The following is a 16,953-nucleotide window of genomic DNA, read 5'->3' as shown; positions in this document are numbered from 1 at the left end:
ATCAGGAGCAAAAAGCATCAATATTCGCGGTCCGTCACCGTGCGTTGCCGAGTACAGAACGGCAGGCCAGCCACAAGGTCAAGTCCGAGTTCGGACAGCATGACAACCATCCGTCATTCGAAAGCGTCCGCGCGCACCAGAGATAAGCGCCCCCCGTATCAACAAATGAGATGACCGCAAACCACTAAATGGGTCATTCAGATCTTGCCCGCGGTGGAGCGAAATGTGATGATCACTGCGGACGAAAGGAAGCCGGATCGTGGCTTACAGCAACCGTTCACGACCGACGACGCAATTACGGCGAAGACTGCCCGCGGTGTTCGCCCTGGCGGCATCGCCGCTGGCGATGCTCGTGCCGCACGCGGGCGCCGACACCAGGCCGCCGCCCGGCGTGCCCGTGACGATCACCGCGGATCCGCTGCCGACGTGGCAGACCGACGGCGTGGTGTGGTCGCTCGCGGTCGTCGGCGACGTCATCTACGCCGGGGGGAACTTCGACCGCATCCGTCCGCCCGGCGCCGATCCCGGCGACCCGCGCGAGCAGGTACGCCACAACCTGGCCGCCTTCAACGCGGCCACCGGCGAGCCCCTGCCCTGGGCGCCCAAGGTCGAGGGCACGCCCTTCGACAGCGGCACACCGCAGACCGACTGCGACGACCTCGGCGGCGACCGGTGGGTCTGCGACGCGGTCTGGAAGGTCGCGCCGTCACCGGACGGCACCCGGCTGTACGTCGGCGGCGACTTCACCAAGATCAACGACCAGCGACGCGGCAAGATCGCCTCGTTCGATCTGCCGGCCGGCACGCTCACCACGTTCCGGCACGAGTTCAACAGCCGCGTCAAGACGCTCGCCGTCACCCGCGACGCCGTCTACGCCGGTGGCTACTTCACCACCGTCGACGGCACCGCGCGCCAACGCCTGGCCGCCTTCACCGCCGCCACCGGCGCGCTCACCGGCTGGGCGCCCACCGCCGACCGCGGCGTGCACGCCATGCTCGCCGCACCGGACGGCGGCCGCATCATCCTCGGCGGCGACTTCCACCGCGTCAACGGCAGGGGACCGCACGGGCTCGCCGCCGTCCGCACCGACGCCACCGGTACGAGCGCGCCCTGGGAGACCGGCGTCGAGTACTTCGATGACAAGCGCCGCTCCTGGGTGACCGACCTGGTCACCGACGGCGAGGCCGTCTACGCCTCCGCCAACGGGGAAGGCACCTTCGACGGTCGCCTGGCCCTCAACATCGACGACGGCACCCGGCGCTGGGTCGACAACTGCGAGGGAGCCACGCAGGCCCTCACCATCCTGGACGGCCTGCTTTACAGCGGCTCCCACGCCCACAACTGTTCCAGCCAGCCCGGCGGCTTCCCCGATAGTGTCCCGAACCACACCTACCAGCGGCTTCTCGCCGAACCCACCAACCCCGACCCCCAGTACGACACCCCGCCGATCCTGCACTGGTTCCCCACCACCAACGGCGGCGCCACCGCCTACAACCAGGGGCCCCGCGCCATGGACAACGACGGCAGGTACGTGTGGGTCGGCGGCGACTTCACCACCGTGAACCAGCAGCCGCAACAGGGCCTGACGCGCTTCGGCTCGCTGGCCGTCGCCAAGGACGTCAACCCGCCTGAACCAGTCCGCAAGCCCACGGTCACCAAGCCGGACGGAACCACCGGCACCCTCACCATCAACTGGACCCAGACCTGGGACAGGGACAACGCCCAACTCACCTACCAGGTCATCCGCGACGACAACACCGTCGTCCACACCGTCACCGAGACGTCCACCTACTGGGACCTCAAGAGCCGCACCTTCACCGACACCGGCCTCGCGCCCGGGAGTACTCACACCTACTCGGTCCGTGCCGTCGACCCGTTCGACAACCGCTTCCGCTCCGCGCGGAGCGACCCCGCGCAAGCTGGGTGACCTGACCTCGGGTGGTCTGGACGGCGCCGTTCGTTCGACGGTGCCGTCCAGGCTCAGTCACGTTCGGCGAGCCGCCGGAGCAGGTCGACGAGCTGTCGCCGCTCGTCCGGGCGGTAGCCGCCGAACAGCCGGTCGCCCACCTCGACGGCGACGCGCCGTGCCCGCGCCAGGGCCCGTTCGCCGTCGGCGGTCAGCGTGATCGAGTAGGCGCGCCGGTCCGTCGGCGCTCGTTCCCGCCTGACCAGCCCGTCCCGCTCAAGCTCGTCGACGACCCGGACCATGGTGGACTTGTCGATGCCCGTCACGTCGATGAGGCGCCGCTGGCTGGACGGCCCGTACAGCTCCAGCGCGAACAGCATGGAGAGCCCGCGCACGGCGATGCCCGCGGGGCGCAGCGCCTCGTTCATGATCTCCCGGCTCCGGTGGTGCGCGGTGGCCAGCAGCAGGCCGAGCCCCACATGCCGGATCGCCGGGTCCTCGTCCTCGGACAGCATCCGTCCGAGCAGGTCGTCGAGCATGAGCTCATGATAGATCTTGGCTGATATACTCTCATGTGAGACTTTCTCAGGAGAGAAGTGTGGGCGGCGCTTCGATCAGCAAGGGGAGAACCATGCCCGAAACGTCCCGCCGCCGCGCCCTCCAGGTGTCCGCCCTGACCATGGCCGCGGCCGCCCTACCCGCCACCGCTCTACCCGCCGGCGCCGACGGCCCGCGGCCCGGCCGCCGACCCAACCGTCGACCCGACCGGATCGACACCCACCACCACGCCGTTCCGGACGAGATGCGCAGGTGGGCGATCGAGCACAAGCTGATCGAGGAGGACAAGCTTCCCCCCTGGGCCGAGTGGACCCTGGAGGACGCCCTGGACCTCATGGACGACAACGGGATCGCGGCCGGAGTCGCGTCCGCCCCCATCCCCGCCGAGGCGTTCAAGGACAAGCGCGAACTCGCCATCTCTGGAATCAAGGTGTGCAACGAGTCGATGGCGGGGCTCGTCCGTGACACTCCCACCCGGTTCGGCTTCTTCGCCAACGTGGCGATGCTCTTTCCCGACCTCGCCGTGCAGCAGATCGGCCACGCGCTCGACGACCTCGGCGCGGACGGCATCCTCCTCAACACCTCGGCCGACGGGAAATACCTCGGCGACCCGATGTTCGAGCCGATCTTCGCCGAACTCGACCGGCGCCGCGCGGTGGTGTTCACCCATCCGCTCCAACCCAAGGGCATCGTCGATGTGCCGCACATCGACGAGTGGGTCGTCGACTTCCTGGCCGACACCACCCGCACCGCGCTCAGCCTCATCGCCGCCGGAACCCTCGAACGGTACCGTCACATGTCCGTCATCCTGTCGCACGCGGGCGGGTACCTGCCGTACATGCTGGGCCGCGCCGAGCGCTGGGGCCGGCTGAAGGGCAGCCCCACCACCGACGAGAAGGTGCGGCGTGCGATGCGACGTTTCTACTACGACACCGCGCTGCCGATGTCGCCGTACGCCACGCCGACCCTGCTCGGCATCGTCGGAGCCGACCGCGTCCTCTTCGGCACCGACTGGCCCGCCATCTCGGCGGAAGACGTCCTGCGCGGCACCGAGGCCTACGAACTGGACCCGGTACTCGACGAACGCGCTCGCCGCGCCATCGACAACGGCAACGCGCGGCGCCTTTTCCCGCGCCTCGCCGCACGCATCGGCCGGTGAACGCGGTTCATGGCCATTCAGGATGGACTGAAATTTCAGTTACGGCTTGAAATCTGTCGTCAACAGTTTCCTCGAAGTACCTTGCTCCCACGCGACGCCTTTATTCACGTGGCTCGCACCAGCGCGCTCTCGCGAATAAGGGCAAGCCCCCCGCCAACCCCCGAGATGCCGCCGGCGCCTACAGGTGAACGGTGGCGAAAGGTGGACACAAGTGAACCGTGCAACGCACCTCAAACGCGTGGTACCCCCACTGTTGAGTGCTGCGGCGCTGATCACGCTCCCCGTGTTCGGGACCGTTCCGGCAACGGCCCAGACGCAGCCCGTCGGGACCGTCCAGCGCGCACACCTCCCCCTCGTCGAGCTGGCCGACCGGGTCACCGGCCAGCTTGGCCCCTCCCAGCACGCGGGCTCCTATGTCGATGGTGACGGCGACCTCGTCATCAACGTCACGAACGCGGCCGCCGCCCAGAAGGTCAGGGCCGCCGGGGTCCAGGCCCGCATCGTCAAGCACGGCATGCAGCCGTTGACCGACACCAAGAACAAGCTCGACCGGTTCGCGGGCACCGCCGCGGCCACCGGGCTGACCTGGGGCGTCGACATCATGACCAACTCGGTCATCGTCACCGTTCCCAGGAGCGACAAGGACGCCGCCACCAAGGCGCTGCTCAAGCGCGTCCGCGCCACGAGCGAGACCGTCCGGATCCAGCAGGTGGACGGGACGCCGCAGCTGACGCTCGGCCCCGGCGACGCGATCCACACCAGTGGTTCGCGCTGTTCGGTGTCGGCGATCGGCGTCGGCGGCGGCACCGAGTACGTCATCACCGCCGGGCACTGCACCGCCATCGGCTCGCGGTGGACGACCGCGGGCGGCCAGGTGGTCGGCAACCGGCAGGCCAGCAGCTTCCCCGGCGACGACTACGGAACGCTCCGCAGCTCCGGCCAGGTGCAGCTGGACAACGCCCAGCTGACCGAGGTCGGACGGCCGGCGGTCGGAACCCAGATCCAGAAGAAGGGCTCCACCACCGGCACCACGTCCGGAGCGATCCGCGGCTACGGGCGCACCGTCAACTACCAGCAGGGCGCGGTCAGGGACCTGATCGCGACCAGCGCGTGCGCGCAGCCCGGTGACAGCGGCGGCTCGCTCCAGGGCGGCAACGTCGCCATCGGAGTGACGTCCGGCATCAGCAGCCAGAACTGCAACGCCAGTGGCTTCGAGTCGTTCTACCAGCCTCTGGACGAGGTCATGCAGACCCAGAACCTCACCCTGAAGTAATCACCGCGCGTGTGGGGCTCCCGGTTCACCGGGGGCCCCACATCCGTGTCCGGACACGATCGCTTACCGGGCGGCGCCGAAGATGGGACGGTCCGGCGACTCCACCTCGTCGTCGGGCACGGCCATGTTCTGGCAGGCGGTGAGGCGCCACCGACCGTCCTCCTTCGCCAGGATCCACAGCGGGGTGCCGACGTCCGGTCCGTCCGGCGTCTGGTAGAGCTGGCGCAGTTTGACCGCGGCGACGTCGGGACGGATGAACAGCACGTGTTCCAGCTCGAACGTGACCGTCATGTCCCGCATCCCGCCGGGGAGCACCTGGCGGGTGAACGCCGAGATCTCGTCCAGGCCGTAGAGACGTCTGCCCGCGCCGGTCGTCCAGATCGCATCGGCGCGGAACAGGGCGAGGAATTCGTCGGTGAGCTCGTTGTTCTGAACATATTCGACCGTTGCGACCAGCTGCTCGATCGCCTCGATCTCCGCCTGATCGGTAGTACCCGTTGGGCTCATGGGACCACCCTCGAACATCAAGTTCGCTTGAGGTCAAGGCGTCCGGCGGGTCACCACGCCTCGTCGAGGACGCCCTCGACCGCGTCGGGGGTCAGGGGACGGGGGTTCGGGTACGGGGCCGCCGCCACCCGCTCGGCGACGCCGCGCAGGTCCTCGCGCGGAACGCCCAGGTCGGACAGGCGGGTCGGGCCCTCGTGGGCGCGGGCCAGTTCGGCGACCGCGTCGACCGGGTCGCGTCCGGCGATCCGGGCCAGCCGGGACGCGGCGGCGGGCGCCGACGGCAGGTTGAACGCCATCACGTGCGGCAGCAGCATCGTGTGCAGTTCGGCGTGCGGCAGGTCGTAGGCGCCGCCGAGAACGTGCGCGAGCTGGTGGTGCAGGCCCGTCCGGATCTGCGACAGGCAGAGCCCGGCCAGCCACGCGGCGGACTGGAGGCGGCCGCGGGCCTCCGGGCCGGTCGGGTCGGCGAGCACCTCGGGCAGCGCGCTCAGGACGCCCGCGGCGGCCTCGGTGGCCAGCGCGTCGGTGATCATCGTGGCGTCCGGCGACCACAGGGCCTCCACCGCGTGCGCGAGCGCGTTCACGGCGCTGGTCCTGGTCAGACCGGAGGGCATGGTCAGCGTGAGGTCGGGGTCGTAGACGACCGTGCCGGGCGTCAGCGCCGGATCGCGGTGGGTGGTCTTCACACCGTTCTCCGTCTCGCCCACGGTCGGGGTCGCCTCCGAACCCGAGTACGTGGTCGGGACGGCGATCTGCGGCATTCCCGTCCGGCGCGACACGGCCTTGCCGAGACCGATCGCGGACCCGCCGCCGATCGCGACCACGCAGTCGGCGTCCGCGTCGCCGACCAGCGCCATGGCCTGCGCGGTCACCTCGACCGGCACGTGTTTCACGGGCCGTCCGAAACGCGCGGCCAGCCGTTCGCCCAGCGCCGCGGCGACACGGTCGGCGGTCGCGGCGGCGGACGGCGTCGAGACCAACAGCACCCGCCGCGCGTCGAGCCGCGCGGCCTCGTCGGCGATCCGGTCGGACGCGCCGCGCCCGAGCAGGACGCGGACGGCGAAGGTCTCGTGCACGGCGATATCGGCGGCGGACGCGCCCGGCTCGTTGGTCACCACGGTGCTACCTCCCGGTGTCAGCAACGAACAGGTTAGACGCACCCGTACAGCCGGGTCAGAGCGGCAGGGGTTGGTGGCGGGTGAACGCGGCCACGTCCGCCTCCAGGTCCCGTGCCGTCGCGCGCAGTTCGGGCAACAGCCGCTCGCGCATGGCCTCGACCGGTTCGGGGGCGGCGGGCGCGGCGATGTTGAGGGCGGCGACGGTCCGTCCGGCGGCATGGATCGGCACCGCGATGGACCTGAGCCCCATTTCCAACTCCTGGTCGACGACGGCGTACCCGTCGTCGCGTGCGACGGCCACGGCTCGTTCCAACTCGCCGGCGCCGGTCATGGTGCGGCCGGTGAAGGCGCGCCGGTCGGAACGGGCGATCAGCTCGGACGCCTCGGCGCTCGGCAGTTCGGCGAGCAGGACGCGTCCCATCGCGGTCGCGTACGCGGGGAACCGGGTCCCGACGGTGATCTCCACCCGCATCAAGCGGGACGCCTGCGCGCGGGCGACGTAGCGGATGTCGGTGCCGTCCAGCACCACGACCGACGCCGAGTCATGGACCCGCAGCACGAGATCACGCAGATGCGGGCGGGCGAGCTCCTCGAACGTCAGCCCGCTCACCTGCCGGTATCCGAGGTCGAGGACACGCGGCAGCAGCGCGAACCGGCCCTCGCTCTCCCGCGCGTAGCCGAGCGCGGTGAGGGACAGCAGCGCGCGGCGGGCGGTGGCGCGGGCCTGCCCGGCCGCGGCGGCGGCCTCGGAGATCGTCAGCCCCTCGGCCCGGGTGCCGATGGCGTGCAGGACGGCCAGCCCCCGGTCGAGCGACTGGAGGAACCGAGCCCCCAGCCTTGCCTTCACGTCGCCGTTCTCACCGGCGGCGCGGTATCCGTTCGGGGGTGACGGCCGCGCCGGAATCCGCTCCAGGTCGGCGACGCACGCGGCGACCGGTGGCCGGACCCGCTCGCGCAGGGACGCCGCCGCGTGGCCGACCACGACCAAGACGAGGGGCCCCACCGCGGCCCGGACGGGCGTCGCGACCGCGACGAGCCCCGGTTCGATGAACTCGTCGTCGAGCGAGGGCCCGGTGGGCAGCAGGTCACCGACCCTGACCGCGATCGCCAGGGAGCCGCCGGGACGCGACTGGCTCACCACGCGGACGCCGTCCCGGTCGGGCACGCCGAGCAGCACGGTCTCGCCGAGCTCGTCGGCCAGCCGCGCGACACGGGCCGCGAGCAGCCCTTCGGGGTCGAGGCCGGACAGATAGAGGTTGCCGACGTCCATAGCCTGAGGCGTGGCCACCACATCACGGCCCTGCCAGCGCAGGCAGCCGGTCTCCGTCAGGGTGCTGAGCACGCGGTCGACGGTCGAGCGGGCCAGCCCGCACTCCGCGACGAGGTCGGCGGGACGCAGCGGCCCCCCGGCACGGCCGACGACCTCCAAGATCTCCAGACCGCGTTTGAGCGGCCCGACCTCCTGCATGAACTCTCCAGCGGTTGACATGGCCGGGGGCGACCACGGACACTGCAACGACACTATTATGAAGCAAAGTTCACTAGGCGAACAGGATTCCGGCATGGACAAGGTGGTGGCGAACGCCGCGGCGGCCGTCGCGGACATTCCGGCCGGCGCGTCGCTGGCGGTGGGCGGGTTCGGGCTGAGCGGCGTCCCGAACGTCCTCATCGAGGCGTTGCACGCGGCCGGGCCCGGCGAGCTGAGCGTGGTGTCGAACAACTGCGGCGTCGACGGCGGCGGGCTCGGCATCCTGCTGGAGGCGGGCCGGATCGTCCGGGTGACCGGCTCCTACATCGGCGACAACAAGACGTTCGCCCGCAAGTACCTGGCCGGTGAGGTCGAGGTCGAGCTGATCCCGCAGGGCACGCTCGCCGAGCGGCTCCGCGCGGGCGGCTGCGGCATCCCCGCCTTCTACACGCCCGCCGGTGTCGGCACCCCCGTCGCCGAGGGCGGCCTCCCCTGGCGGTACGGGCCCGACGGGACCGTCGCGGTGGCGTCGCGGCCCAAGGAGGTCCGCGAGTTCGACGGCACCCCCTACGTTTTGGAACGCGGCATTCGCACCGACTTCGCCCTGGTGCGCGCCCGCCGCGGCGACCGGCACGGCAACCTCGTGTTCGGCAAGGCGTCCCGGAACTTCAACCCGCTCGCCGCGATGGCGGGCCGGATCACGATCGCCGAGGTCGAGGAGCTCGTGGACGCCCTCGAACCCGACGAGGTGCACCTCCCCGGCGTGTTCGTCCAGCGGGTCGTGGAACTGACGCCCGAGCAGGCCGCGGCCAAGGGAATCGAGAAGAGGACGGTGCGCGCCTGATGGCCTGGACCCGCGACGACATGGCGGCCCGCGCCGCCGCCGAACTGACCGACGGTTCGTACGTGAACCTCGGCATCGGGCTGCCGACCCTCGTCCCCGGCCATGTGCCGCCGGGCGTGCGGGTCGTCCTGCACTCGGAGAACGGCATCCTCGGCGTCGGGCCTTACCCGACCGAGGACGGGGTCGACCCCGACCTGATCAACGCCGGTAAGGAGACCGTCACCGTCCTGCCGGGCGCGTCGTACTTCGACTCCTCGCTCTCCTTCGGGATGATTCGTGGCGGCCATATCGACACCGCGATCCTCGGCGCCATGCAGGTGTCGGCCGAGGGCGACCTGGCGAACTGGATGGTGCCCGGCGCCCTGGTCCGGGGCATGGGCGGCGCGATGGACCTCGTCCACGGCGCCCGCCGCGTGATCGTGCTGACCACGCACACCACCAAGAAGGGCGACCCGAAGATCGTGGAGAAGTGCGATCTGCCGCTCACCGGCCGCGCCTGCGTCGACCGGATCATCACGGATCTCGCCGTCCTGGACGTCACCCCGTCCGGCCTCGCCCTGGTCGAGACCGCCCCCGGCGTCACCGTCGACGAGGTCGTGTCCCGTACCGCCGCCCCTCTCATCACCTGACCCGAAGTGACGAGCACGCTCAGCCCGGTCCGCCGTCGACCGGCCCGTCCATGCCCGCGGCGCCACCGTCCGCGCGGGAGTGGGCGGTGCCGGTACGTTCGCGGCGTCACGCGTCACCACCCGGTCGAGCGCCGCGAAGTCCCCGCCGTGGATCCCGTGCTCGCGGACCCGAACCACCCCGAGGAGGGACGACGCCCGACCCCCGAGGACGAACGACGCCCGAGGCGCCGCCGTCACGGCGTCCCGAGCGTCCGGAACGCCGTCCCCTCGCCCGCGGACCAGGATCGCGACGGCCACCTCACGGCCACCAACGTCGCGATCTTCCCGGACTCCCCGTTCCTGCCGCGCTCCTGCTTATTACCCCGGCCGCCGCCGGGCGGTCGTGCTCAGGCGGCGCAGAACTCGTTGCCCTCGGGGTCCCGCATGACCCACCAGTGTCCGGCGGGGCCCTTGTCGAATTCCTGGACGCGGGTCGCGCCGAGCTTCTCCAGGCGGGTGACGAGCGCGTCCAGGCCACCGGGCTCGCTGTGGACGTCGATGTGCAGGCGGTTCTTGCCGGACTTGCGTTCGGGGACGTCCTGGAACAGCAGGCGGCGACCCTGGCCGACACCGCTGGTCTCGTCGAACGGGTCGTCGGGGTGGCGGATGGCGGCGTAGCCGCGGAAGGTCTTGCGGCCGTGGTGTTCGACGACCGCGTCCTCGGGGAGCCGACCGGCGGCCAGGAGCCCCTCGATGAGCGGGGACGGGTCCTCCACCTCGTAGTCGAGGGCCGCGGCCCAGAAGTCCGCGAGCGTGGACGCGTCCGTGCTGTCGATGACCAGCTTCCAACCCAGTGCCATGTGATCAGTTATACGTCGTCGCGGGCGCGGCGGGCACGGCGGCCTGGGCGGATGCGGCCCCAGGGCTTGGCGACCGCGAGGACCGTCGCGAGGGTCAGCGCCGTCAGGGAGACGGCGGGCGGGTAGAACAGGTCCGAGATCGCCGCGGGTTCGGACGCGCCGCCCGGCAGGTCCCGGCCGTAGTCGCCGACCTCCCCCATCCCCGGTCGCAGCGCCACCAGGATGAGCGTGCACAGGACGAGGTTCAGGACGAGCTTGACGGCCACCCACCAGTAGCGCAGCAGGCCCCAGCGCGTGCCCAGGCCCAGGATGAGGCCGGTGAGCAGGCAGATCAGCCCGCTGCCCAGCATCGGCCACACGACGAACGTCGCCAGGGCCTCGTAAGCCAGCCCGCGCACCTCGACGTCGGTGCCGTACTTGCCGGTCAGCACGAGCACCGCGACCATCACGTCGATCCCGATCCACGCCCCGGCGGACACGATGTGCGTGACCAGCACCGTCTTGCGCCAGCGCCGCCCGAGGTCGAACCAGGCGCCGGTGCGCCGCACGGTTCTGGTCGCCGTCATGTCGTCACGTCCCTTCCAAGGTGCCGTCACCCCCGACGATCGCGGCTCGGCGTCCGGATGCCGTCCCCTGGACGACGACATTCGAGGTACGACGATCGGCGCAGGGCAGGGCCCGCGGCTACGCCGGGCGGGGTAGCGGAATGCCAGGATGGTGACCATGGACTTCGCCGAACCTCCGGTGAGCGCGGCCTGGGAGCATCGGGGCGCGCGTGCCGGCTTCGAGGTGCTTATGACGAGCCACGGGCCCGGCGGCCGGACGTTGCGCGGCACGACCACGGCCGTCGAGGACGGCGTGGCCTGGGTCGTGGAGTACGTGATCGAGGTCGATGACGGGTGGCGGGCGCGGCGGGCCCGTGTCCGTCACCCGCACGGAGACGGCGAGGTGGTTCTGGAGAAGGCGCCCGACGGTCGGTGGCTGGTGGACGGCCGCCATGATCCGGCCCTCGACGGGTGTGTCGACGTCGATCTCGAATCGTCCGCGGTGACGAACGCGCTGCCCGTGCACCGGCTGCGGCTGGGCGTCGGCGAGGTCGCGGACGCGCCGGCGGTGTACGTCCGGGCCGCCGATCTGACCGTCGGCCGCCTCGACCAGTCGTACGCGCGGGTGGCCGACACCGACGGGCGCCAGTCCTTCGACTACGCCGCCCCGGCCTTCGATTTCGCCGCGCGCCTGGTCTACGACGAGTCAGGGTTCGTCGTGGACTATCCCGGGCTCGCGGTCCGGTATCCGTTGACGCCCTGACCAAGGAGATGATCGTGACTTCCGCCTGGCCGATCCGTGTGCCGGACGCCGTGCTCGTCGATCTCAGGGCGCGGCTGGACTCGACCCGCTGGCCCGACGACGTCGGCAACGACGACTGGTACTACGGCGTGAACCGCGCCTACCTTCAGGAACTCGTCGGGTACTGGCGGGACGGGTACGACTGGCGCAAGGCCGAGACCGCGATCAACGCCTACGAGCACCACCGTGTCGGCGTCGACGGTGTGCCGGTGCATTTCCTGCGCAGGGCGGGTGTCGGGCCCGCGCCGGTGCCGCTGATCCTCACGCACGGCTGGCCCTGGACGTTCTGGCACTGGTCCAAGGTCATCGACCCGCTGGCCGACCCGGGCGCGCACGGCGGCGACCCGGCCGACGCGTTCGACGTGATCGTCCCGTCGTTCCCGGGGTTCGGGTTCTCGGGGCCGTTGCCGAACCACCCGGACATGAACTACTGGAAGGTCGCCGACCTCTGGCACACGCTCATGACCGGCGTCCTCGGCCACGAGCGGTACGCCGCGGCGGGCTGCGACGTCGGGGCCCTCGTCACCGGGCAGCTCGGCCACAAGTACGCCGACGAGTTGTACGGCATCCATATCGGTTCCGGGTTGCGGCTCGACTTCTTCAACGGTGACCGGGCCTGGGACTTCAGCGGCGGACGGCCCATTCCGGACGGCATGCCCGCCGACGTCCGCGCCCAGGTCGTCGCGTTCGACAAGCGGTTCGCCGCCCATCTCGCCGCGCATGTGCTGGGCCCGAGCACCCTGGCGTACGGCCTGTCCGATTCCCCCGCCGGGATGCTCGCCTGGATCCTCCAGCGGTGGGTGAGCTGGAGCGACAACGACGGCGACATCGAGTCCGTGTTCTCCAAGGACGACCTGCTCACCCACGCGATGATCTTCTGGGTGACGAATTCGATCGGCACGTCGATCCGCACCTACGCCAACAACAACCGGTATCCGTGGACGCCGTCGCACGATCGGTGGCCGGTCGTCGAGGCGCCCACCGGCATCACTTTCGTCGGCTACGAGAATCCGCCGGGCGTGAGCACCGCCGACCGGGTTCGGCATTTCCTCGACAGCGACCGCGCCGCCTGGTACAACCACGTCAATCTCACCGTGCACGACAAGGGCGGCCATTTCATTCCCTGGGAGATTCCCGGTGAATGGGTCGACGATCTGCGGCGGACGTTCCGGAGCCTTCGGTAGCGGTTGCGCGGCGGAGTGCGGGGAACGGTCCGGGGATGCGCGCCGCGTTGGTGACGCCGCTCTCGGGGCCGCTCGCCGAATTCGGACGGGCGGGCGCGGCGGCTCTGCGCCTGTGGGCCCGCTCGGCGGGACGGGTGGAGCTGAGCGTCCACGACTCGGCACCGGACGTGGCCCGGGCAGTGGCCGGGGCCCTGGAGGAGCGCCCCGACCTGCTGTTCGGCCCCTACGGAACCGGGCCTACGGTCGCGCTGGCCCGGCGGACCGACCGGCTGATCTGGAATCACGGCGGGGCGGGCGACCGGCTGAGCCGCCATGCCCATGTGGTGAGCGTGCTGTCGCCGTGCTCGTCGTATTTCACGGGCGCGGTCGAACTGCTGTACCGGGAGATCGCGTCGGTGACCGTCCTGCACGGGGAGACCGCGTTCGGACGTGACGTCGCGGCCGGAGCCGAACGCGCGGCCACCCGCCGGGGCCTGACGGTCCGGCGGGCCGGGTTCGCGCCCGGGTCGGCGGAGGAGGCGGTCCGGGACGCCCCGGAGGCGGACGCGGTCATGATCGCCGCCGGGTTCGCGGACGAGCGCGCCGCCGCGCGCTTACTGCCGGAGCGGCCGTGGCGGGCGTGCGTCCTGGTCGGCGCGGGCGAGGAGAACGTGCTGGACGTAGCGCGAGAAGGGCTGATCGGCCCGGCGCAGTGGCTGGCGGAGGACGCCTGGGAACCGGACGAAGGCCCGGACGCGGAATGGTTCGTCCGGAACTACATCGCGTCGACGGGCACCCACCCGCCATATCCGGCGGCCCAGGCGTTCGCGGCCGGGCTGATCGCATCCAGGTGCGCCCGAGACGCCGGTGACCTCGACGACCAATCCCTCCGAGCAGCGGCCGCCACGCTGACGTGCACGACCATGTTCGGCCGGTTCGAACTGGACGCGTCGGGCGCCCAGGTCGGGCACCAGATGCTCACCGTCCAGTGGCAGGACGGCCGCAGGCGTACCGTCTGGCCCGCCGAAAAGGCTCGCGGGCGCCGGTTGCGGGCGCGTCGCGGGCACCGCCGCGTTCCGCACACCGCCGACCTGCGGATCGAGGCATGGGCTCCGACACGCGAACAATGCGTCGCCGAAGCCGTGTCCGGACTGGTCGGAAGTTTCGCCGACACCGCCGGCCTCCGGCCGCACCGCACCGCCGTCCTGAACGTCCCGCCGGAGCCGGACGCGGACCTGCTCGTCGCCGTCCTCGACGACGTGATCTACCGGCTGGAGGTCCACGGCGAACTGGTCCTCGACACAGAGATCACCACGGCTCCCGACGGCGGGCTCACGGCCCGGCTGAAAGTCGGCGACGCGACGGAGGCCACCGCCATCGGCGCGATACCCAAGGCCGTGTCCCTGCACGACCTACGCCTGACCCGCGACTCCGCGACCGAAGCCTGGTCCTGCGCGGTCACGATCGACGTGTGACGGTCACCCCGTAACGCCCCCACCGGTTCCCAGGCGAGCGATCCTCCGGCAGAGTCCCGCACCCTCTCCGACCACGACGGCCGTGTCACTGCACGAATCGCGCTAAAGGCGCGACTCGGCGGCGGGAGGGCTGGTCCCACAGAGGCACGATCGACGTGAGACGGTCAGCCCTTGACGACGCCGACCGGTTCCAGGCGGGCGATCTTGCGGCAGAGCCCGGCGCCCTCACCGGCCTCGACCACGGCGGACACGTCCTTGTAGGCGTCCGGGGCCTCTTCCGCCAGGCCCCGCCAGGACGAGGCGCGCACGGCGATGCCGTCCGCCTCCATCCGGGCCCGCAGCGTCCTGCCGTCGACGCCGCGTGCGGCCTGGTGGCGGCTCCGCGTCCGTCCGGCCCCGTGGCACGTGGAGTAGAACGCCCGCCCGTCCGGGACCCCGGCGAGGACGTACGACGCCGTGCCCATCGTCCCCGGGATCAGCACCGGCTGGCCCGCCTCGCGGAGGTCGGGCGGCAGGTCGGGATGGCCGGGCGGCAGCGCCCGGGTGGCCCCCTTGCGGTGCACGCACAGGCGCCGCCGCCCGCCGTCCACGTCGTGGTCCTCCATCTTGGCGAGGTTGTGGGACACGTCGTAGACCAGGTCGAGGCGCGCTCCGGCGGCCCGCCGGAACACCCGCCGCGCCGCCTGCGCGAGCAGTTGCCGGTTGGCGCGGGCGTAGTTGGCGGCCGCCGCCATGGCGCCCAGGTAGGCGCGACCTTCGGGCGAGTCGACCGGCGCGCAGGCGAGCTGCCGGTCCGGGACCTCGATGCCGTACCGGGGCATCCGCGCCTCCATCGCGCGGACATGGTCGGTGCAGATCTGGTGCCCGAGCCCCCGCGACCCGCAGTGGATCATCACGCAGATCTGGTCCCCGCTCAGCCCGAACGCCGCCGCGACGTCCGCGTCGTACACCTCGGCGACCCGCTGCACCTCCAGGAAGTGGTTGCCGGAGCCGAGGCTGCCGACCTGCCCGGCGCCGCGCTCCACGGCCCGCTCGCCGACCTGCCCGGGGTCGGCGTCGGCGACGGCGCCGCCGTCCTCGCAGCGCAGCAGGTCACGCTCGTCGCCGTGGCCGCGCTGGACCGCGTACCGCGAGCCCCCGGTGAGGATGCCGGTCAGCTCCTCCCGGCCGGACGGTCGCCAGACGGCGCCGCGTCCCATGCCGCGCGGGACGGCCGGGTCGAGACCGTCCATCACGTCCTCCAGGACGGGTGCGAGGTCCGCCGCGTCGATGTCGGCCGCCATGAGCCGGACCCCGCAGGAGATGTCGAACCCGACGCCGCCGGGAGAGACCACGCCGCCGTCGCGTGGGTCGGTGGCCGCCACGCCGCCGATCGCGAACCCGTATCCGAGGTGCACGTCCGGCATGGCGTACGACGCGTCCACGATCCCGGGCAGCGCGGCGACGTTCGCGACCTGCCCGATCGCGTTGTCGGCGGTGCTGAGCAGTTCCCGCGAGGCGAACACGACACCGGGAACGCGCATCGCCCCGGACGGCTCGATCCGGAACCGGTACGGGCCGTCCTGCACCACGGTCATGGCACGGTGGCGTGTCGGGCCAGGTACTGGTCGAACCAGCGCACGGCCATCGCGGTGACCTGCTCCAGCGTGCCGGGCTCCTCGAACAGGTGCGAGGCCCCCGCCACGATCTCCAGTCGGTGGACGGCGCCCCGCATCCGCCCCGCCGCCTCGTCGTTGAGGGACAGCACCTGCGGGTCGCGGGCCCCGACGATCAGCAGGACCGGCGCGGCGACCCGTTCCAGCGCGGCGCCCGCGAGGTCGGGGCGGCCGCCCCGCGACACCACGGCCCTGACCTGTTCGGGACGTTCCGCGGCCGTCCGCAACGCGGCGGCGGCTCCCGTGCTCGCGCCGAACAGCCCGATCGGGAGACCGGCGGTCGGCGGCGCGCCGGCGACCCGGTCGACCGCGCCGGTGAGCCGCCGCGTCAGCAGGTCGATGTCGAAGCGGAACTCGCCGGTGAAGGCGTCGGTCTCGTCCTCGTGCGCGGTGAGCAGGTCGAACAGCAGGGTGCCGATGCCCGCCTCGTTGAGACCGGCGGCGACGGCCCGGTTGCGCGGGCTGCGCCGGGAACTGCCGCTGCCGTGCGCGAAGAGCACCACGCCGAGCGGCTCGTCCGGCAGGGCGAGATCACCCGGAAGCGCCGCGCCCTGAAGGTCGATCGTCACTTCTGCGGTGTTCATACCGCCGGACTACCCGTCGGCCTGCCCGGCATTCCGTTTCCGGTGGACGGTGAAGAACCCGATCAACGCGGCGATCGCGGCCACGGCCTCCCCCACCAGACTGATCGTCTTGTCGGCGTACCAGGACGGGTCGTACATACGCGGAATTGGACCGAGCCGTCCGAAATCGACGTAGTAGTAGAGCAGCACGGCCCCGGCGGCGCTCGCCGCGACGACGAACGCGAGCGCGTACGTCCAGCGGCGCGCCCAGAACAGGACGAGCAGGCCCGCCACGGCGGCCGCCACGGCCTGAGCGCGGAAGAGGTCGTCTCCGGGGATGGTGCCGCTCGGAGTGTTGGGTCCGGGCGCCATGTCAGGAGCGAACCGCCAGTGAATGATGGCGTCCGCAGCCAACCCCCCGGCCACGAGTACACGAAGAAGAATGCCCA

General features: G+C 71.5%; 17 protein-coding genes. 8 read left to right on the top strand and 9 right to left on the bottom strand.

The genetic code is table 11. The features are described 5' to 3' along the window. Positions 1 to 316 precede the first annotated feature (316 nt). Entirely contained in the window at positions 317 to 1,927 is a 1,611-nt protein-coding gene (locus D0T12_RS05485) for a fibronectin type III domain-containing protein (protein WP_117398232.1), read from the top strand. A 53-nt stretch (positions 1,928 to 1,980) separates the two neighbouring features. Here D0T12_RS05485 and D0T12_RS05480 read toward each other — a convergent pair whose 3' ends face one another. Beyond that, positions 1,981 to 2,445 carry a MarR family winged helix-turn-helix transcriptional regulator gene (locus D0T12_RS05480; RefSeq protein WP_117398230.1) on the bottom strand — a complete coding sequence of 155 codons (465 nt, stop codon included), beginning with the start codon at positions 2,443 to 2,445 and terminating at the stop codon, positions 1,981 to 1,983. Positions 2,446 to 2,537: 92 nt separating this feature from the next. Here D0T12_RS05480 and D0T12_RS05475 point away from each other — a divergent pair, with 92 nt between their 5' ends. Both D0T12_RS05475 and D0T12_RS05470 read left to right on the top strand, forming a co-directional pair. Next, positions 2,538 to 3,623, top strand: coding sequence for an amidohydrolase family protein (locus tag D0T12_RS05475; protein WP_147339402.1), 1,086 nt, complete (start codon positions 2,538 to 2,540; stop codon positions 3,621 to 3,623). A gap of 211 nt (positions 3,624 to 3,834) precedes the next feature. After that, on the top strand, positions 3,835 to 4,896 hold the full coding sequence (locus D0T12_RS05470; protein ID WP_147339401.1) for a S1 family peptidase: 1,062 nt from the start codon (positions 3,835 to 3,837) through the stop codon (positions 4,894 to 4,896). A 63-nt stretch (positions 4,897 to 4,959) separates the two neighbouring features. Here D0T12_RS05470 and D0T12_RS05465 read toward each other — a convergent pair whose 3' ends face one another. From D0T12_RS05465 to D0T12_RS05455, 3 genes are read right to left on the bottom strand one after another with little or no spacing between them, the layout of a single operon-like run. Continuing rightward, a complete protein-coding gene (locus D0T12_RS05465; RefSeq protein ID WP_199487313.1) occupies positions 4,960 to 5,403 on the bottom strand; it encodes an SgcJ/EcaC family oxidoreductase in 444 nt (147 codons plus the stop codon). Between the two features lie 50 nt (positions 5,404 to 5,453). Further along, positions 5,454 to 6,521, bottom strand: a complete 1,068-nt coding sequence (locus tag D0T12_RS05460; RefSeq protein WP_233525857.1) for a maleylacetate reductase — start codon at positions 6,519 to 6,521, stop codon at positions 5,454 to 5,456. Between the two features lie 55 nt (positions 6,522 to 6,576). Beyond that, a complete protein-coding gene (locus D0T12_RS05455) occupies positions 6,577 to 7,989 on the bottom strand; it encodes an IclR family transcriptional regulator domain-containing protein (protein WP_199487312.1) in 1,413 nt (470 codons plus the stop codon). A 94-nt stretch (positions 7,990 to 8,083) separates the two neighbouring features. Between D0T12_RS05455 and D0T12_RS05450 the strand changes: the two genes are divergently transcribed. Then, positions 8,084 to 8,833 carry a CoA transferase subunit A gene (locus tag D0T12_RS05450; protein WP_117398219.1) on the top strand — a complete coding sequence of 250 codons (750 nt, stop codon included), beginning with the start codon at positions 8,084 to 8,086 and terminating at the stop codon, positions 8,831 to 8,833. Continuing rightward, the gene (locus tag D0T12_RS05445) at positions 8,833 to 9,462 is read left to right on the top strand and encodes a 3-oxoacid CoA-transferase subunit B (RefSeq protein ID WP_117398217.1); all 630 of its coding nucleotides are present in this window, start codon (positions 8,833 to 8,835) and stop codon (positions 9,460 to 9,462) included. The genes D0T12_RS05450 and D0T12_RS05445 overlap by 1 nt, the downstream gene beginning before the upstream one ends. 386 nt (positions 9,463 to 9,848) lie before the next feature. On the opposite strand, the gene D0T12_RS05440 is transcribed toward D0T12_RS05445, so the two are convergent. Together D0T12_RS05440 and D0T12_RS05435 are read right to left on the bottom strand one after the other, a co-directional pair. After that, positions 9,849 to 10,301, bottom strand: a complete 453-nt coding sequence (locus D0T12_RS05440) for a VOC family protein (protein WP_117398216.1) — start codon at positions 10,299 to 10,301, stop codon at positions 9,849 to 9,851. Between the two features lie 8 nt (positions 10,302 to 10,309). Beyond that, positions 10,310 to 10,867 carry a hypothetical protein gene (locus D0T12_RS05435; RefSeq protein WP_117398214.1) on the bottom strand — a complete coding sequence of 186 codons (558 nt, stop codon included), beginning with the start codon at positions 10,865 to 10,867 and terminating at the stop codon, positions 10,310 to 10,312. A 157-nt stretch (positions 10,868 to 11,024) separates the two neighbouring features. On the opposite strand from D0T12_RS05435, the gene D0T12_RS05430 reads away from it, so the two are divergent. The 3 genes from D0T12_RS05430 to D0T12_RS05420 are packed head-to-tail and all read left to right on the top strand — an operon-like array spanning position 11,025 to position 14,286. Further along, entirely contained in the window at positions 11,025 to 11,609 is a 585-nt protein-coding gene (locus D0T12_RS05430) for a putative glycolipid-binding domain-containing protein (RefSeq protein WP_117398926.1), read from the top strand. A 14-nt stretch (positions 11,610 to 11,623) separates the two neighbouring features. Further along, entirely contained in the window at positions 11,624 to 12,832 is a 1,209-nt protein-coding gene (locus tag D0T12_RS05425) for an epoxide hydrolase family protein (protein WP_233525856.1), read from the top strand. Between the two features lie 35 nt (positions 12,833 to 12,867). Continuing rightward, positions 12,868 to 14,286, top strand: a complete 1,419-nt coding sequence (locus D0T12_RS05420; protein WP_117398210.1) for an archease — start codon at positions 12,868 to 12,870, stop codon at positions 14,284 to 14,286. A 164-nt stretch (positions 14,287 to 14,450) separates the two neighbouring features. Here the strand turns inward: D0T12_RS05420 and D0T12_RS05415 are convergent, their stop codons facing one another. From D0T12_RS05415 to D0T12_RS05405, 3 genes are read right to left on the bottom strand one after another with little or no spacing between them, the layout of a single operon-like run. Further along, a complete protein-coding gene (locus tag D0T12_RS05415; RefSeq protein ID WP_117398208.1) occupies positions 14,451 to 15,863 on the bottom strand; it encodes an RtcB family protein in 1,413 nt (470 codons plus the stop codon). Next, on the bottom strand, positions 15,860 to 16,525 hold the full coding sequence (locus tag D0T12_RS05410) for a dienelactone hydrolase family protein (RefSeq protein WP_117398206.1): 666 nt from the start codon (positions 16,523 to 16,525) through the stop codon (positions 15,860 to 15,862). Before D0T12_RS05410 ends, D0T12_RS05415 begins: the two co-directional genes overlap by 4 nt. 9 nt (positions 16,526 to 16,534) lie before the next feature. After that, a complete protein-coding gene (locus tag D0T12_RS05405) occupies positions 16,535 to 16,876 on the bottom strand; it encodes a hypothetical protein (protein WP_117398204.1) in 342 nt (113 codons plus the stop codon). Positions 16,877 to 16,953 lie beyond the last annotated feature (77 nt).

This window comes from Actinomadura spongiicola, from assembly GCF_003432485.1.
Lineage (GTDB): Bacteria > Actinomycetota > Actinomycetes > Streptosporangiales > Streptosporangiaceae > Spirillospora > Spirillospora spongiicola.
The sequence above is the reverse complement of the archived record's forward strand: the minus strand, read 5'-3'. Positions and strand labels throughout refer to the sequence as shown.

Excerpts from the sequence above, each read along its gene's own strand:
- D0T12_RS05450 (WP_117398219.1), top strand. The coding sequence starts at position 8,084 with ATGGACAAGGTGGTGGCGAACGCCGCGGCGGCCGTCGCGGACATTCCG.
- D0T12_RS05415 (WP_117398208.1), bottom strand. The coding sequence starts at position 15,863 with ATGACCGTGGTGCAGGACGGCCCGTACCGGTTCCGGATCGAGCCGTCC.
- D0T12_RS05455 (WP_199487312.1), bottom strand. The coding sequence starts at position 7,989 with ATGCAGGAGGTCGGGCCGCTCAAACGCGGTCTGGAGATCTTGGAGGTC.
- D0T12_RS05430 (WP_117398926.1), top strand. The coding sequence starts at position 11,025 with ATGGACTTCGCCGAACCTCCGGTGAGCGCGGCCTGGGAGCATCGGGGC.
- D0T12_RS05440 (WP_117398216.1), bottom strand. The coding sequence starts at position 10,301 with ATGGCACTGGGTTGGAAGCTGGTCATCGACAGCACGGACGCGTCCACG.
- D0T12_RS05465 (WP_199487313.1), bottom strand. The coding sequence starts at position 5,403 with ATGAGCCCAACGGGTACTACCGATCAGGCGGAGATCGAGGCGATCGAG.
- D0T12_RS05445 (WP_117398217.1), top strand. The coding sequence starts at position 8,833 with ATGGCCTGGACCCGCGACGACATGGCGGCCCGCGCCGCCGCCGAACTG.
- D0T12_RS05480 (WP_117398230.1), bottom strand. The coding sequence starts at position 2,445 with ATGCTCGACGACCTGCTCGGACGGATGCTGTCCGAGGACGAGGACCCG.
- D0T12_RS05475 (WP_147339402.1), top strand. The coding sequence starts at position 2,538 with ATGCCCGAAACGTCCCGCCGCCGCGCCCTCCAGGTGTCCGCCCTGACC.
- D0T12_RS05435 (WP_117398214.1), bottom strand. The coding sequence starts at position 10,867 with ATGACGGCGACCAGAACCGTGCGGCGCACCGGCGCCTGGTTCGACCTC.
- D0T12_RS05410 (WP_117398206.1), bottom strand. The coding sequence starts at position 16,525 with ATGAACACCGCAGAAGTGACGATCGACCTTCAGGGCGCGGCGCTTCCG.
- D0T12_RS05405 (WP_117398204.1), bottom strand. The coding sequence starts at position 16,876 with ATGGCGCCCGGACCCAACACTCCGAGCGGCACCATCCCCGGAGACGAC.
- D0T12_RS05420 (WP_117398210.1), top strand. The coding sequence starts at position 12,868 with ATGCGCGCCGCGTTGGTGACGCCGCTCTCGGGGCCGCTCGCCGAATTC.